This window comes from Psychrobacter sp. Sarcosine-3u-12 (assembly GCF_002836005.1).
Lineage (GTDB): Bacteria > Pseudomonadota > Gammaproteobacteria > Pseudomonadales > Moraxellaceae > Psychrobacter > Psychrobacter okhotskensis.
This window is the reverse complement of the sequence record NZ_PJBY01000005.1, coordinates 1-16,731: the sequence shown is the minus strand read 5'-3', so window position 1 is coordinate 16,731 and position 16,731 is coordinate 1. Positions and strand designations below refer to the sequence as shown.

12 protein-coding genes and 1 pseudogene are annotated in these 16,731 nt (G+C 38.9%); 11 read left to right on the top strand and 2 right to left on the bottom strand.

The annotated features are described in order from the left end of the window. The 9 genes from CXF65_RS00410 to drt3b all read left to right on the top strand — a co-directional run. Window positions 1-836, top strand: an 836-nt coding sequence (locus CXF65_RS00410; RefSeq protein ID WP_264754711.1) for a hypothetical protein, incomplete at its 5' end; no start/stop codon positions are given. Next, a complete protein-coding gene (locus CXF65_RS00405; RefSeq protein ID WP_101210657.1) occupies window positions 833-2,863 on the top strand; it encodes a hypothetical protein in 2,031 nt (676 codons plus the stop codon). The genes CXF65_RS00410 and CXF65_RS00405, both read left to right, overlap by 4 nt. Next, complete coding sequence (locus CXF65_RS00400; RefSeq protein ID WP_101210656.1) at window positions 2,844-3,293, top strand: hypothetical protein; 450 nt, start codon at window positions 2,844-2,846, stop codon at window positions 3,291-3,293. Before CXF65_RS00405 ends, CXF65_RS00400 begins: the two co-directional genes overlap by 20 nt. A 55-nt stretch (window positions 3,294-3,348) precedes the next feature. Beyond that, window positions 3,349-4,938: a type I restriction-modification system subunit M gene (locus tag CXF65_RS00395; protein ID WP_101210655.1), complete on the top strand. Its 1,590-nt coding sequence runs from the start codon at window positions 3,349-3,351 to the stop codon at window positions 4,936-4,938. After that, entirely contained in the window at window positions 4,928-6,373 is a 1,446-nt protein-coding gene (locus tag CXF65_RS00390) for a restriction endonuclease subunit S (RefSeq protein ID WP_101210654.1), read from the top strand. The genes CXF65_RS00395 and CXF65_RS00390 overlap by 11 nt, the downstream gene beginning before the upstream one ends. A gap of 52 nt (window positions 6,374-6,425) precedes the next feature. Then, complete coding sequence (locus CXF65_RS00385) at window positions 6,426-7,265, top strand: hypothetical protein (RefSeq protein ID WP_101210653.1); 840 nt, start codon at window positions 6,426-6,428, stop codon at window positions 7,263-7,265. A gap of 77 nt (window positions 7,266-7,342) precedes the next feature. Further along, complete coding sequence (locus tag CXF65_RS00380; RefSeq protein ID WP_101210652.1) at window positions 7,343-10,525, top strand: type I restriction endonuclease subunit R; 3,183 nt, start codon at window positions 7,343-7,345, stop codon at window positions 10,523-10,525. Window positions 10,526-10,672: 147 nt separating this feature from the next. Further along, window positions 10,673-11,917 carry an antiviral reverse transcriptase Drt3a gene (gene drt3a / locus CXF65_RS00375; RefSeq protein WP_101210651.1) on the top strand — a complete coding sequence of 415 codons (1,245 nt, stop codon included), beginning with the start codon at window positions 10,673-10,675 and terminating at the stop codon, window positions 11,915-11,917. Between the two features lie 11 nt (window positions 11,918-11,928). Continuing rightward, window positions 11,929-13,905, top strand: coding sequence for an antiviral reverse transcriptase Drt3b (drt3b, locus tag CXF65_RS00370; protein ID WP_101210650.1), 1,977 nt, complete (start codon window positions 11,929-11,931; stop codon window positions 13,903-13,905). Between the two features lie 183 nt (window positions 13,906-14,088). Here drt3b and CXF65_RS00365 read toward each other — a convergent pair whose 3' ends face one another. Next, window positions 14,089-14,298 (bottom strand): helix-turn-helix domain-containing protein, encoded by a 210-nt coding sequence (locus CXF65_RS00365; protein ID WP_101210649.1) that lies wholly within the window; start codon window positions 14,296-14,298, stop codon window positions 14,089-14,091. 206 nt (window positions 14,299-14,504) lie between these two features. Here CXF65_RS00365 and CXF65_RS14875 point away from each other — a divergent pair, with 206 nt between their 5' ends. Further along, entirely contained in the window at window positions 14,505-14,669 is a 165-nt protein-coding gene (locus tag CXF65_RS14875; RefSeq protein WP_157823934.1) for a hypothetical protein, read from the top strand. Here the strand turns inward: CXF65_RS14875 and CXF65_RS00360 are convergent. Beyond that, a protein-coding gene (locus CXF65_RS00360; RefSeq protein ID WP_101210648.1) for an IS3 family transposase occupies window positions 14,657-15,822 on the bottom strand; the annotation gives its coding sequence in 2 pieces (ribosomal slippage) (window positions 14,657-15,564 and window positions 15,564-15,822; 1,167 coding nt in all). The two genes, CXF65_RS14875 and CXF65_RS00360, sit on opposite strands and share 13 nt — an antisense overlap. 801 nt (window positions 15,823-16,623) lie before the next feature. On the opposite strand from CXF65_RS00360, the pseudogene CXF65_RS15240 reads away from it, so the two are divergent. Then, window positions 16,624-16,731 (top strand): annotated as a pseudogene (locus CXF65_RS15240) (DNA methyltransferase); the annotation flags it as partial.

Genomic DNA, 16,731 nt, shown 5'->3' with positions numbered 1-16,731 from the left:
GATGGCAATCTGATGGAGAGGATTTTGAGGCTTTCCGAGTTTATAAGGGTCGTAGAGAAGGTGAAGCTATCTTTCGCTGTTATAAAGCATATCGTAAACATCTACAGAAATATATAGATTGGCTTAATGAAACCGAGTTAAGTCAAAACGATGAAAGGTTATTTCCAATGATGAGCCGAGGTATGATCCCTGCTAAGATTTCTAGGGCTAATATTAGCACTCTTAAGAACTTACTCAAAAAGCACGACTTGCCTTTTATTAATACCAGTCAATTGCGCAATACACGTATTAATTGGTTATTAAGAAAGACTAGTGACTTGAATCTTACAGCAGAGCAAATGGGCCATACAAAAGAAGTGCTACTTAGAGACTATCTGCGTCCTCATCATCAAAGAGCATCAAGCGAGATTATAGAGTTTCACAACTTGATAGACCCTACTACATTAGCACCTGGTCCAGGGCTATGTGTAGACTCACATCAACCTGAGCCGATAGTTGAGCTTGCAGAAAACGCGCCTAAACCTGATTGTATAAGCCCTGAGGGTTGTTTGTTTTGCGAGAAACATAGAGATGTAATGAGTTCAGAATATTGTTGGAAGCTAGCATCACATTTGCAACTCAAACGACTTGAAACTAATCTCTATAAGCCATCTGAACATAACCATATCCACCCAGGTAACCTTGTAATAGATAGAATCAAATTAAAGCTTAAAGCAATTTCTGATGGAAGTGAGATCCGTAATACGTGGGTAGAAGATGCTCAAAGCTCTATTCGTTCAGGTAGATATCACCCTACTTGGGATGGATATATCAGACTATTGGAGGTTATGGTATGAATATATCAGACCTTCCAGGGTTGCAAATTACTTCTTCGTTTATTGAAACAGATTCACCTAACTTCCGACCTAATTGTTGGCCTCCGTCATCTGACTTTCCTGTTGTTATTGACTCAAAAGATAATGTTATTTCACGATACGGTGACGCTCGATGGGATTTTTCAGTTTGGCATGGTAGCACTTTGAAGATTTACTTTGGTGATGCACAAGGACAAGGTCATAAACTTAGTCCATGTAACGCTGATTTATTACGACAAATTGTTGCTTGGTGGCTTTGGGGTTATGCAGCAGTAACTAATCCAACATCCCTAGTATTTAAGTTTGAAGCAATCAAACCTCTATTTGTATTCTGCTCACACAATAATATTCTTGCCTCTCAGTTATCTGACTTTCCAGACTTAATCCGAGAATTAGCCTCTAACCCTAAAATTAGAGTGGAACACTTAACGACCTACTTAAACGATCTTATGTTTGTATCAGAAATGATTGGATTCAATATCCTTGATCAGAAGGGTATGGAGGTTTTTGTCAGTGCAGCAGTTAAGCGTCATAAAGTTCAAACAGCTTATATCCCTACTAGATTATGGCATTATCAGGTAAAAAGGCTAAAGGAGTGCTTAGATGACTTTATAGCACATAAAGAAAAGATAGAAGAGTGCTATAAGTTTTGCTTGGATGCTTATGCTAATAATGCTGGTGGCAAGCTTTCAGAGACATTTGATGGATTAGCAAATAAATCACCTTTCAATTCACGTGAGTATATTGGTAAAAGAGCATCAGGTCATATTTTCTACGGTAGTTTTGATCATACAGCTAGAAATTTTGAAATAGATGCCTTGCTAAAAAAATGGGTCGATGCTGACGGAGTATATGGTGTTAGAGCGCTTTCAAACTATATGAGTTTAATTAGCTTTGTAGGGTTAGCTTATACACTTAATTTTTCTTTGATGCGTGTTGAAGAAGCTAATAGACTTAGATCTGACTGTCTTGAAGTTGAAGTAGACTCACTAGGAACTGAGATCTATTTAATAAGAGGGGCTACCACTAAGACTGTTGAAGATAGTAATGCACTTTGGGTAGTATCTCCATCTGTAGAGGTTGCTATCAATGCAATGACTAGTATTGCAAAACTAAGGATAACTGCTGGTAAAGAAAATCCTGATGTAAATCTAAGTAATGATTTTATTTATAAACCTGTTTTACAATGTGTATCACATGAACCCTGGACACCAGGAAAACTATCATACAATAAGAACCCTTTCAAAAAACCACGTAAATATAGCGAAGCTCTTAGGATGTGGCCTAAGCTATTCGATGAAAATGAGCTAAGGATAACTGAAAAAGACCTAGAAATGGCTAATAGGCTTACAGGTAATTTAGATCCAAAAAAATATTCGGTTGGTAAAGTTTGGCCTTTAGCATGGCATCAGTTAAGACGTACAGGAGCTGTCAATATGCTTGCAAGTGGGCTTGTTTCAGAGTTTTCACTACAATACCAGTTGAAACATGCTAGCCGAGCTATGAGCCAGTATTACGGTCAAAACTATTACAAATTAAAAGAACCATTAAATGAAGAGGCTCGTAGTTTTTATTTGCGTGAAATGTACGAGTCTATAGTCAGAGAACTTAAAGAATTACAAGCTGATCATTATGTCTCTCCGCATACTGAGAAACGAAAAGAACAACTCTTATCTGAGATATCAGAAAAAGATCATAAACAACTTTTAGCAGCTGCTAAATCTGGCAAAATAAGTTACCGTGAGACTTTTCTTGGTGGTTGTGCAAACTTAGGACCACCCTGTCCATTAGGCGGAATAAGCAATATTAGCTCTTGTATGGGCTTTGGTGATGAAAAACCATGTAAATCCGCATTAATAGATAAAGAAAAGCTACCAATGATCGAACAACTAAAGGATGTATTGAGTAGTCAAATAGATATTGTGGAAATTGGAACACCACTATATGAGTCTCTAAAAGCCCAAATAGAATCAGCGGAGCGAGCCATTCATGTTATCCATAGAAGCTAAATCAAAAGTCAAAGAAAGAGTAGTAAGTAAGGCGGAGATAAGGTTTTTAGAAGCTTTTGAACGTTTAAAATCTAATAAGCCAGAAATCGTACCTAAAGGAACGCCTGTAAGCCAAAATAATGTTGCCAAAGAGACAGGTGTGAATCCATCAGCTTTACGGAGTTCTCGATATCCTGAGCTGACCCAGAAAATTCAAAAGTGGATAGAAGATCACAAAGAAGATGTAGTCCAAAAATCTTCAAGACAAATGATGCTTGCTCAAAAATCAAAAAATAGAGATTTACGAGAGCAAATTATTTCTTTGAAAGAACAGAGAGATAAATCCTTATCAATGTTAGTAGAGACACAAAGCGAAGTTATACGTTTAACCTTAGAAAATCAAAGATTAAAATCTCAAATTCCTGTAGTAAACGCCACAAGGCTAAAATAGCTGTTAAACTTATATATTCTACTGAGTACAATCAAAATATCGAGAGTGAAAAGTTATGGCTAAAACACCTGCAAATAAGAACGACCAAGCCAAAGATGGTCGTTTTGAAGAAGCGCTTTGGGACGCTGCTAACAAGCTACGTGGTAGCGTCGAATCATCAGAATATAAGCACATTGTTCTTAGCCTGATTTTCTTAAAGTTCATCAGTGATACTTTTGAGCAGCAGCGCCAAAAGCTCATCGATACAGGCTATGAGAAGCACATCGACATGGTGCAGGCTTATACCAAAGATAACGTGTTCTACTTGCCAGAGGAGAGCCGTTGGCGCTTTATCCAGCAGAATGCCAAGCAAGAAGATATCGCGCTCAAGATTGATACGGCACTTAGTACCATTGAGAAGACCAACCAATCATTGAAAGGCGCGTTGCCTGATAATTACTTCTCGCGTCTGGGCTTAACGGCCAGTAAGCTTGCCGCCTTGATCGATGTGGTCAATAACATCGACACTATCGGTAATCCTGAGGAAGATACCGTCGGGCGTGTGTATGAGTATTTCTTGGGTAAGTTTGCCGCAACTGAAGGTAAAGGCGGCGGTGAGTTCTATACACCTAAATCTGTGGTCAATCTGATTGCAGAGATGCTAGAGCCATATCAAGGCAAAATCTATGATCCGTGTTGTGGCTCGGGAGGTATGTTCGTGCAGTCCATTAAGTTCATTGAGAGTCATCACGGCAATACCAAAGACGTGTCTATCTATGGGCAAGAATACACCAGCACCACGTACAAATTGGCGAAGATGAACCTTGCTATTCGTGGCATCTCTAGCAACTTGGGCGATGTGGCTGCCGATACCTTTTTTAAAGATCAGCACGAAGACCTCAAAGCCGACTTCATCATGGCAAACCCACCTTTTAACCAAAAGGATTGGCGCGCCTCTGATGAGCTAGTCGATGACCCACGCTGGGCAGGCTATCCGACACCGCCGACAGGCAATGCCAACTATGCATGGATATTGCACATGATATCCAAGCTGTCCGAGCATGGTACAGCAGGTTTTGTACTTGCCAATGGTTCGATGTCTACCACTACCAGTGGTGAAGGTGATATACGCGAGCAAATCATCAAAAACGATCTGGTCGATTGTATGATTGCGCTACCGGGTCAGCTGTTTTATACCACGCAGATTCCGGTGTGCTTATGGTTCATCAGTAAAGACAAAGCCGCCAAGTCCGCTGATAGCCAAGCTCGCGGCTTACGTAATCGCAGCGGTGAGACGCTATTCATTGATGCACGTGCTATCGGCAGTATGATTAGCCGCACCAATAAAGAACTGACTAAAGACGATATTGAAGCGATTGCTAAGACTTATCATGCATGGCGTGGTGAGAAGGAAGCAGGCGGCTATGAAGCATACGAAGACGAAGCGGGTTACTGTAAATCAGCTACTCTAGAAGATATCAAAGCCAATGATTATGTGCTCACGCCTGGGCGTTATGTCGGTGCGGCAGCGATCGAGGATGACGGCATCCCGTTTGAGACTAAGATGCTGGAGCTAAGCCAAACGTTATATGCTCAGATGCAAGAATCATCGAAATTAGATGAAACTATTCGTCAGAACTTGGAGGGCTTGGGTTATGGTGAGTGAAGACCAGTATACTTCGACTATAGGCGAGCTAATTGAATCGGGAGTAATCGTAGCTCATAAAGATGGTAATCATGGCTCTAACTATCCTCGTAGTAATGAATTCGGTGATGAGGGAGTGCCTTTCTTAACGGCGAAGTTGGTGAGTGATAGTGGGAGGATAGATTTCGACAACGCTCCACGACTCAATCTGGAAAAAGCTAATAAAATTAAGTTTGGTTACGTTGAAGAGGGTGATGTTCTCCTGTCGCATAATGCTACTGTCGGAAGAGTTGCTCTAGTCCCAGAGTTAAGAGAAAAAGTTCTGATCGGGACGTCACTGACGCATTATCGCCTAGACTCACTAAGACTATTGCCAAAATATCTTGCTGCTTACTTTAGGGGACGTGATTTTCAAAATCAACTTTCGTCAATGATGGGTGGAATGTCTACACGAAATCAGGTTCCCATCACGGCTCAAAGACTGCTGACTGTAGTTATTCCCCCTCTTGAAGAACAAAAAGCCATTGCCCATATTCTTGGTTCTTTAGACGACAAAATCGAACTCAACCGCCAAATGAACGAAACGTTAGAAACGATGGCGCAGGCGTTGTTTAAGAGTTGGTTTGTTGATTTTGATCCGGTGATTGATAATGCGATCACGGCTGGAAATGCTATTCCTGATGAGTTCGCTGAACGTGCCGAGCAGCGTAAAGCGATTGAGAAAAAAGACCATTCAGATATTCAGGACTTATTCCCTGATGAATTTGAGTTTACCGAGGAAATGGGTTGGATTCCGAAGGGTTGGGAAGTTAAATGTTTTGGCGATCTATTAGATTCAACTATTGGTGGTGATTGGGGTAAGCCTGATCAAGATGAAAAACACACTAGAGAATCAGTAATCATTAGAGGAACAGATATTCCTAAGTTAAAAATAGGTGAAAGAAGTGAAGCACCTAAAAGATGGGTTGAAGAAAAAAAATTAAAAACACGAATCTTGAGACCGTTCGATATAGTTATAGAAATATCTGGAGGTAGTCCGACACAATCTACAGGACGTTCGATAATTATTACAGAGCAAATCCTCGAAAGACTTGGTGGTGTCGCTGAACCTGCAAGCTTTTGTAGAAAGTTTAGTCCATCAAATAAGTTTCTAGGACTTTATGCTGGAATTCATCTACAAAAAATCTATGATGATGGAAAAATGTGGGAGTATCAAAATCAAAGCACTGGGATAGCCAACTTTCAGACCACATCGTTTTTAGAAAGGGAGCAGCTCGTTGTCCCTAGTGAGAGTGTTGTTTTAAAGTTCTATGACACTCTTGAGCCTATTATCTCTAAAATGAGCTCTAATCAGCAGATAGAACTCGCTAGACTACGCGATACCCTTTTACCTAAATTGATGTCAGGCGAATTGCGTATTTCTGATGCTGTCGCACTTGTGGATGAAGCTGTATAGCTTTCAATAGCAAACGTTTATCCCAAAAATATAATCATTAATGGAGTTCAAGATGAAGAAGCTTTTACTTAGTTTGGCACTTAGTTTAGGTGCTTTATCAGTAACTCCTGCAATGGCTGCCGCTCCTGCTTTCTCTGCCAGTCAAATGGCTCAGGTCAAAATCAAAAACTTAAGCTTTAAAGAGGTCATGCGTCAGTTTTACAATGGTCAGATGTTCGATATTCATGTGGATTATATGGAAGATATACCGTATATCGGATTAGGGAAATATGATGATTCTGACAGGGCGACTATCGCCTTAATGCGCCCTGTTATTCAATATAAAAATACAGCAGGTGAAGATCGTTATCTGATTATCATTGAAAAAGCTCAGGTTTCTGATGGAGAAATTGATACTTGTCATATGTGTAAGGCAACGGCGGACTTATACAGTTTTAAAAAATTGAATAATGGATTGTTTCAGTTAGTGAGTCGAACACCAAAGAACGTAGAGGAGTCGGGTAGCAATGGAAGTTCGGGACTTTATGCTGAAGATATTCAGGAAGGTATGCAGCCGTTAGGTAAGAACCTAGTAGGAAGTTTGTTTACGAATTTCTATATGGGTCAAGGTGCAAGGGATGACTGGTGGAAAGCTTTACATTTACCTGAGAATGATTTTATCAATGTTTATTATGTTGGTGATGCTGGCTCAAGCAATGAGCGTTACGATGAAGACTCACCTTTGTATTATGGTTATGAAGGGACTTTAAAAGTATTGTCGGACAATACCACTTATTATCCTATTATGTTGACTTACAAAGGCGAAAAGCCTACTGAAGATGATGAGCGTATTGAGCATGTTAATTACAGCAAAATCATAAAATTCAATCCGGTGAAAAAGGCTTATGAATAATCTAGCTTTGGTTTAGCCGTGAACTGGCGTATTAATCGTTGATAAAGATAATACAGAATAATAAAAAGGACTTACCATTGAAATTCACCGAAGACAGACTTGAACAAGCCATTATCGAGCTACTAGCAGCTGAGGGCTATCCACATACGGTTGGCGAAGCAATTGACCGCAATCCTGACGATGTGCTGATTAAGTCTGATCTTCGACAATTTCTAGCCACCCGTTATAAAGATGACTTGATCACAGAATATGAGATTGAGTCCATCATTCATAAGCTTGAGTACCTTCCTGCGTCTGATCTGTACGACACCAATAAAGCCATCATGAAGCTTGTTGCTGATGGCTTCACACTCAAGCGTGAAGACTATACTCAAAAAGATTTATACATCCAGCTGATTGATTATGAAGCACTCGATAACAATCGCTTTCGCATCGTCAATCAGATGGAGATACAAGGCTTTGAGCTGCGTATACCTGATGGCATTCTCTATATCAACGGTTTACCACTGGTGGTGTTTGAATTTAAGAGCAGCATTCGTGAAGATGCCACCATGTTCGATGCCTACACCCAACTGACCACCCGTTATAAGCGCGATATTCCAGAGCTGTTTAAATACAACGCCCTATGTGTGATTAGCGATGGGGTCAACTCAAAAATGGGCTCATTTTTTGCGCCTTATGAATTCTACTACTCTTGGCGCAAAGTCACGGGCGATGAGAAGTTAGAGAAAGACGGTATCCACTCCTTATTGACCATGATGGGCGGTTTATTTGATAAAACGCGTTTGCTCGATGTTATCCGTAATTTTATTTACGTACCTGACAAATCAAGCTTTGATGCAAAAATCGTTTGTCGCTATCCACAGTATTATGCTGCCACCAAGCTATACGACAATATTAAGCAGCACATGAAGTCGATCGACAGTCATGGCAACTTGATTGACGATAATGGCTTACGTGACGGTAAAGGTGGTACGTACTTTGGCGCGACTGGCTGTGGTAAAAGCTTTACCATGCTGTTCTTAGCCCGTCTGCTAATGAAAGACGCGGCGCTTGGTAGTCCAACCATTATCTTAATCACTGACCGCACCGATTTGGATGATCAGTTATCCAAAACCTTTACCAATGCCAAGACCTATATCGGCGATGAGAACATCATCAGTGTCGAGAGTCGTGCTGAGCTAAGAGAAGAGCTAAAAGGGCGTAAGAGTGGCGGTGTGTTCCTAACAACCATTCATAAGTTCACCGAAGACTTAGCTCTACTGACAGAGCGTACCAACGTCATCTGTATCTCTGATGAAGCGCATCGTAGCCAAATCAATCTCCAGCAAAAAATCACCGTTACCGAAGATGGCGTCAAAAAGACCTATGGCTTCGCTAAATACTTGCATGATTCTCTGCCTAATGCCACTTACGTCGGCTTCACGGGTACACCGATTGATGCCACTCTCGATGTATTTGGTCCAGTCGTTGATAGCTACACCATGGTTGAGTCGGTATTTGATGAGATCACCGTGCGTATTGTCTATGAAGGTCGCGCCGCTAAAGTGCTACTCGATAGCAAACAGCTTGATGAAGTCGAAAAATACTATCAAGAAAGCGCCGACGCTGGCACCAATGAATATCAGATCGAGAAAAGTAAAAAAGCCATGGCCAGTATGTCCACCATTCTTGGTGACCCTGATCGTATCCGCGCCATTGCCGAAGACTTTGTTCAGCATTATGAAGCACGCGTCGCTGAGGGCACCACACAAAAAGGCAAGGCTATGTTTGTCTGTAGCAGCCGTGAAGCCGCCTATCAGCTGTACAAAGACATCATAGACCTGCGTCCTGAATGGGATGAGGTACGAGCGTGCGAGGAAGGCTCAACCTTATCGGAAAGTGATAAGAAAAAGGTCAAACCGATGGAGCGCGTCAAGATGATTATGACTCGTAACAAGGATGACGAAAAAGGCATGTGGGATAATCTTGGTAATAAAGACTACCGCAAAGAGCTCGATCGTCAGTTTAAAAACGGCAAGTCTAACTTTAAAATCGCCATCGTCGTCGATATGTGGCTCACAGGTTTTGACGTACCGTTTCTCGATACCATCTACATTGACAAACCTTTGCAAAAGCATAGCCTGATTCAAACCATCTCACGGGTCAACCGTAAGTTTGAAGGTAAAGAGAGTGGCTTAGTGGTTGATTATATCGGCATCAAAAAGCAGATGAACCTGGCGCTCTCGCATTACACCGGCGGTCAAATTCAAAACCTAGAAGATATCCAAAAGTCAGTCGTGGTGGTCAAAGACCATTTGAATCTATTGGATACCGTCTATCATAAGTTCGACTCTAGCCTGTACTTTAACGGCACACCACTACAGCAACTTAGCTGCTTAAACGCGGCGGCTGACTTTGCGCTGCAATCTAAAAAGCTAGAAAAACGTTTTATGGATTTAGCCAAGCGTTTGAAGTCTGCCTATGATATTTGCGTCGGTAGCAGTGAGCTCACAAAGGCGCACAAGGACAAGATTCATTACTACCTAGCCATTCGTACCATCATCTTTAAAATCACCACTGGTGGCGCACCTGACGTCGAGCAGATGAACCAAAAGGTACGTGACCTAGTTAAAGACGCGCTGCTGAGTGATGGCGTTGAAGAAATCTTTAAGCTCGGTGATAACACCGACGGTGAGATTGATATCTTCGATGAAGACTACCTAGCCAAGCTTGAAGTGATTAAGCAGCCCAACACCAAGCTAGAGCTGCTACAACAGTTACTTGCCAAAGCCATTGGTGAGTTGAAAAAGACTAACAAGGTAAAAGGTGTCGATTTCAGTAAGAAGATGAATGCCTTGGTCGAGAAATATAACGATCGTGACGAACAAGATTTACTACGCGCTGACGTCATTGGCGATTTCTCTGATGAAATCATAAAGCTGTATCACGAGCTACGTGAAGAGATGGCATCGTTTGGTGAGATGGGTATCGACTTTGAAGAAAAAGCCTTTTACGACATCCTGCTGTCATTGGCGCATAAATACGACTTTACCTATCCAGAAGACAAGTTGATTGAGCTTTCTAAAGAGGTGAAAAAGCTCATCGATGAGAAGGCCAAATACACGGATTGGAACAAAAAAGAGGATATCCGAGCTGAGCTACAGTTTGATTTGATGGTATTGCTCGATGAATGGGGCTATCCACCTGTAGATTCAAAAGAGGTATATAAAGAGATATTTGAGCAGGCTGAGAACTTTAAGAAGCATCGGGTGGTTTAGGTAGGTTAGAGATATAAAAATATGTGTGATATCAAAAACTATGCTAATCAACACTTGAGCAGTTTTTAATGTTTTAAAATCTTCAGTTCAGCTAAACAGTAGCTAACCTGTTCACTAAAATTAAGCTTATAGATTTGAGTAATAAATATGGAATATCAATCACTTAGTATTTACAGGTTAAACAAAGCTATTCGTAAAAGTGACTTTCAGGATGTGCTCGTCGCACAACAAGATATATATCGCGAAAAATTACTTTGCGAAGCAATTAACAGCGTTAAAAAAAACTTCACAGATGTTAATAACCCTTTATCATCTTTTAAGTTACATGGAAATCAAGTATATAAGATAGATAGGCATCATCATCGTCTTATAGAGAGAAGTCTAACATCAAATCTTAAGAGCATTAGCGGTAAGATAGCGCCTGATCGGACAAGTATCGTTGAAAATCTAAAATTATTATTAATGGAAGGTGTACCATACAGAATTTACAGGTGGGATATCAGAAAATTTTTCGAGTCTTTTGATAGTGAAGAAATAAAGAAATTCATTGACCAAATTAATAATTTAAGTCCTAAAAATAAAATATTGCTCTGTTCTCTCTTAGAAAAACATAAGGATTTGGGTGGTACCGGTTCTCCTCGAGGTTTATCTTTAAGCTCTGTTCTTACTGAGTTAATGATGTGCGAATTTGATAGTAAAACCTTTGCTCACTCTGATACTTTCTTCTATGCAAGATATGTAGATGACATCATAGTTATTACTTCAGCTAAGGAAAATAGTCAAAATTTTAGGCAGTTAGCTGAAAAGAACTTACCGAAAGGTCTACAGTTTAACGAATTAAAGTCTCAAGAGTCTAAGGCAATTGGTAAGAGTCTTACATCTAAAAAGCAAACTGATGAGTTTATATATAGTTTTGAGTACTTAGGATATAAAATTAGTATTAAGAATAAAACTGATAAGAATAAGCATAGGATTATTGATGTTGATATGGCTGATAAGAAGGTTGAAAGATACAAAAAACGTTTATCACGAGCATTCTATGATTTTGCAAAGACTGGCAATACGGAACTACTTATTGATAGGCTAAGATTCTTAACCAAAAACTTTAAGGTATATAATCAACACCTTGAAAGGACTAAACTTTCTGGTATTTATTATAATTACCCTGCTATACAAGGTGATATGTCAAATCTGAAAAACTTAGATGGTTTTATAAAAGAGTTAGTACTTGGTCGAAAAGGAAGGTTAGGTAATTTACTGAGTTCTAAATTAAATTCGAGGTTAAGAAGTAGGATATTAGCCAATAGTTTTGTGAGAGGCTATAAAAATATAGCTTTTGTCACGTTTAGTCCTGAAAGAGTTGGTGAAATAAAACGGTGTTGGAACTATTAGGAAGCACATAAATGTCCACTAAAAGATACATAGAAAAGAGTGACTATACGAGAGTACTTCTAACAGAAACGCTACCTTACGAGACTCCAATAATATTCTCGAACGATGGATTATATGAACGAATAAAACACATTAATAACCTTCCTGAATTTGAGCGAAAATTGATTGGCTTAATAATTTATGGTGAAAAACCTACAGGTAATAATAAACGTAAGCAAATAAAGCCAACTAAGCCCTATCTTTATAAAATACGTAAAGACAGCGTTAACTTTAGAAGGTTGGCTTTGTTACATCCTATCTCACAATATCAAATAAAGCTGTTTTATGAAAGATATGTAAGTCTTATTCTTCATTATTGTTCAATCAGTCCAGCCTCTATTAGAGCTCCAAAAGGTGTGGCAAGTACTTTTTATACAAAAGGTCTGTGGGAAAACCTATATCAATATAAAGAAGACCAAGTTTCTTCAGTTAACAAAGATGCTATGGTAAAGCACATGCCTTCATTTTTTTCATATAATGGGTATGACCGTCTATATAAATTCTTCAACTCTTCTGAGTATTTCAAATTAGAGAAAAGATTTAGAGTACAAATGACTTTAGATGTGTCTAAGTGTTTCGATAGTATTTACACTCATTCAATTGCGTGGGCAACGAAAGATAAAGCTTTTACCAAGAGTAATTTAACTCAAAATGCATTTGGCGATGCTTTTGATACGCTCATTCGCCATGGTAATGATAATGAAACTAATGGTATACCTATAGGTCCTGAAGTCAGTAGGGTTTTCTCTGAAATTATTTTCCAAAAAATTGATTTATTGACTATAGAAAGACTTAAGTTAGAAGATATTAGTTTAAATTTTGATATGAATTATGTGTTTAAACGGTATGTAGATGACGTTTATATCTTTGCAGATAACCAAGAAGTAGCGGAAAAAGTCTATGCGGCCTACTCAGATAGTTTAATTAGTTTTAATCTACATACGAATATAAGTAAATCATCAATTACTATTCGTCCTTTCGCGAGTAGTAAATCTAGATTGATGCATGAAGTTAGTAATTTATCGAATGATTTTTTTAATAAGTTCTTAGAGACTAACGGTTTAAGAAAGCTAAAACCAAAAAAAGTTTATAGATCTTCGAAACTTGCGAGATCGTTTATCGCATCTCTCAAGGTGTTATGTGTTCATAATGATGTTGGGTATGATGAAATTTCATCATTTGTCATATCATCTGTAACGAACCGTGTTAAGCAATTAATCGATACAAATGAAGTTTTAGATGACGAAAAAAATTGTTACTATCATGTGCTAAAAACTATGCTTGATGTAGCTTTTTTTCTATATGAGGTCGCACCCTCTGTGAGTGCATCTTATAAACTGAGTACAACAATTATCTTTATAATAAGATTCTGTAGGCGGCATAGTTTATATGAAGAAGAAATTGCCCTCAAGATTTTCGGTCTTACTAATGATTTGATGCTAAATGAATCAAATCGAATGCAGTCAATACCTCTCGAACGCTTTGTTCACTTAGAGTTTCTTAATATACTTCTAGCCACCAGAGAGCTAGGAGATCTATATCTATTACCAGAGAAAACACTAAAAAAACTATTCTTCTATCGGGACGGACTATCATACTTCACAGTTATATCATGTCTTTTCTATATAAAAAATAATGGTAAATATGATGAGATCCGCTTAAATTTAATAAAATATATCAATCAGCAGTTGTCCAATTTAGAAGACATCACTGTGAATAGTGAAAAAGCTTATTTATTATTAGATATTATAAGTTGTCCTTATATCTCTAATAATGATAGTGAAAAGTTAGTAAAAAAAGTAGCTATTCTGTTAAAAATTAACTTGAGTGTTAGTGAAACAGAAGATATTTCTCGTTCTTTCAAGAATCAATGTTGGCATACTGATTGGAGTAATGTGGATTTGCTTAACTTATTAGAAAAGAAAGAGTTGAAGCAATCATATTCATAGGTTAGTATTTGAGGCGGAGCGCCCTCTCAACATAATCGCTTACATAGGATTATGATCATATACGATGATAAGCTAAAAGTCGTATTATCTGTCTCAAAGAATGAGTGTTAGTTTTCACAATGACCACACACCTAGAGGGTGCTCCAACTTTTAAACATTATTACTTCTAATATGCATTGTAATTTAAACTAATTCGTTAATATTAATCTCCAAAGCATCGCATATCTCATACGCCTTCTTTAGCGTAATATTCTTCTCTCCACGCTCGATATTCCCCATATAGCTTCGATCTATTCCTGCCATCTCTGCCAGTCTTTCTTGAGAGATTCCTTTGCCTTTTCGCACCTCACGGACACGCCTTCCAAAGGCAATCATACGCTCATCTGTCGTCATCTCATTAACCACTGCTAAAAATAGCAATACTCACAGTGGTGGGCTATAATATCCACGGGATATAGTCGGTATATCAGATACCTAAGATATTAAGATACAAAATATAAGTCAATTGTCTAAGATTACAGCGAGCTTGCACGTAATGAATGGTTGGTATCATCTGATATAGCAGTAAAAATTCATAAAGAATATTAAGGTGTGTCTAGATGTCCAAGCCCAAACTTACTAAAGAAGCGATTAGATTCATAGTAGAAACTTATGATTCTCAGAGTGAAAACTATACTTATTCTGAGATAGCTGATTTAGTACAAGTGACCCCTGCCGTCAATCCCGTAGACTTAAACTTGGGAGATTTTAATTACGCCGCCTGACGATAGTAGTCAAACCACACCTGTCTTGGCGCTCGATAGCCCAAGCCCTTTTGAATCCTAGTCTGATTATAATACAGCTCAATATACCCAATGATATCGCTAGTGGCTGCAAACCTCGTTTTATAATCTTGATGATATACCAGCTCATTCTTTAATGTGCCCCAGAAGCTTTCTATCGGAGCGTTATCGAAACAGTTGCCTTTGCCGCTCATTGAGCCTGTAAACTTATGCTGCTCGATAATCTTATGGTACGCATGGCTACAATATTGGCTACCTCTATCTGAATGAACAATCAGTCCTTGAGTAGGTCGTTTGTTCTTGATTGCCATATTGAGTGCACGGCATACTAAATCAGCGGTCATGCGCTTATTGATAGCGTAGCCGACAAGCTCTTTGGTGTATAAATCTTTCACTCCAGCTAAATATAACCAGCCCTCAGCAGTCCAGATATAGGTAATGTCGCTGACCCATGCTTCGTTAGGACGCTTAGCGTCAAACCTCTGATCTAAAACATTGTCATAGACCAGCTTGTTGTGGTTTGAGTCAGTAGTGACTTTAAAGCGCTTATGACGACGGCATTTAATGCCGTGTTCCTCTTTGATGCTTCTTACCATATACAGGCTAATGTTGTGGCCTTGTTTGCTTAGATGAGCATGCAATCGATCTACGCCATAACGTTCTTTCATTTCACTGTGAGCGGCTTTAACTAGTAGCTCGCACTGATTGCGGTGTACCTGCTGTTCGCTGATGTCACGACTTAGCCAACCGTAGTAGCTTGAGGGCTTAACGCTTAATACACGGCACATAGTAGTGGTGCTAAATATCTGACGATTGTCTTTGATAAAAGCGTACTTTACGGGCTGTTTTTCGCGAAGTACGCGGTCGCCTTTTTTAGAATCTCGCGCTCCTCTTCAGCCACTTTGAGCTGACGCTTGAGCTGCTTTATTTCTTGAAGAGCACTCATAAGGTCAGGATCATATTGCTCTGTGCCAACAAGCTTGCCTTGATTGGCTTTGTTATGCCAGTTTGATAGCGTTTGCATGGCAATACCTAACTGCTTTGCAGTAGCTGAGATATTGCCATTATTATCTGCTATCTTCTTGACAGCTTCAGCTTTAAATTCGTTACTGTAGGTTCTTAATTTCTTGGTCATGGTAAACTCCTATAATTGTGCTTAGTTTACCAAGTTTAGTTGTACGGTTTCTTCAGCATAGCTCACAAGAGAAATATCAGATTGATATTTCAATACAAGCAGTTCAACAGAATTATCACAAGTATAAAAGAAAAACTGAAGAGAGCAATAAAAATAAGTTAGTGAAGCAAGAAGGAGAGTTGCATAAAAATCACTTTTCAAACGAAGAGGAAGAAAAATTAGATATTAGACACCGATCAATTCGAATAAAAATTCAGATAAAATAGTTGACCGCTACAAACCAATCTTAGGCGAAATGGCTTGAATGGCTGACCATGTCGAAAGATAGCCACCAGACGCTTCTATCAGTAAAAGAACGGCAAGTTCTTTAATCTCAGGAAGGTAGCTTTGTCTTTTTAATAGTTGTATTCTCTCAAAATATTAAGTCTCCTACAATTCCGGGGCGGTTCAGTTGAGCGGGAAACCTTAAACAAAGATTTATCAAAAGCTGAAGGGATATTAGAAGTGATCCATAATCGAATTAAGATAATGACAGAAGAAAGCTTTATAGAAATAGGCCTAAAGTAATTTTATTTGATATTTATTTTAACATTTTTTGACGTACCAGCTAAGACTGACCTCAATTTAAACTCCAAGAATAATTGCATCTCATTGTTAAGCTGTGCGATTTTTAGGAACTGGTGACAAAATACATTAAATGTCACTAATTAGTTAAAGCACATAGTGACATTTATTAATGTTCTTAAACCACTAGTATTAAAGAGTCAAGGCTATGTCATCACTATGTCATGTTACGTATATTGCGGATCAGGTAACTTTTTGATTATTGCTTTTAAAGAGCTTCGTAAGCTTGAGATGGAGATTATCAAACAACTCCAAGAGCTCAAAAAAAATGAGAATCAAGATGAT

Excerpts from the sequence above, each read along its gene's own strand:
- CXF65_RS00405 (WP_101210657.1), top strand. The coding sequence starts at position 833 with ATGAATATATCAGACCTTCCAGGGTTGCAAATTACTTCTTCGTTTATT.
- CXF65_RS00400 (WP_101210656.1), top strand. The coding sequence starts at position 2,844 with ATGTTATCCATAGAAGCTAAATCAAAAGTCAAAGAAAGAGTAGTAAGT.
- CXF65_RS00395 (WP_101210655.1), top strand. The coding sequence starts at position 3,349 with ATGGCTAAAACACCTGCAAATAAGAACGACCAAGCCAAAGATGGTCGT.
- CXF65_RS00390 (WP_101210654.1), top strand. The coding sequence starts at position 4,928 with ATGGTGAGTGAAGACCAGTATACTTCGACTATAGGCGAGCTAATTGAA.
- CXF65_RS00385 (WP_101210653.1), top strand. The coding sequence starts at position 6,426 with ATGAAGAAGCTTTTACTTAGTTTGGCACTTAGTTTAGGTGCTTTATCA.
- drt3a (WP_101210651.1), top strand. The coding sequence starts at position 10,673 with ATGGAATATCAATCACTTAGTATTTACAGGTTAAACAAAGCTATTCGT.
- drt3b (WP_101210650.1), top strand. The coding sequence starts at position 11,929 with ATGTCCACTAAAAGATACATAGAAAAGAGTGACTATACGAGAGTACTT.
- CXF65_RS00365 (WP_101210649.1), bottom strand. The coding sequence starts at position 14,298 with ATGACGACAGATGAGCGTATGATTGCCTTTGGAAGGCGTGTCCGTGAG.
- CXF65_RS14875 (WP_157823934.1), top strand. The coding sequence starts at position 14,505 with ATGTCCAAGCCCAAACTTACTAAAGAAGCGATTAGATTCATAGTAGAA.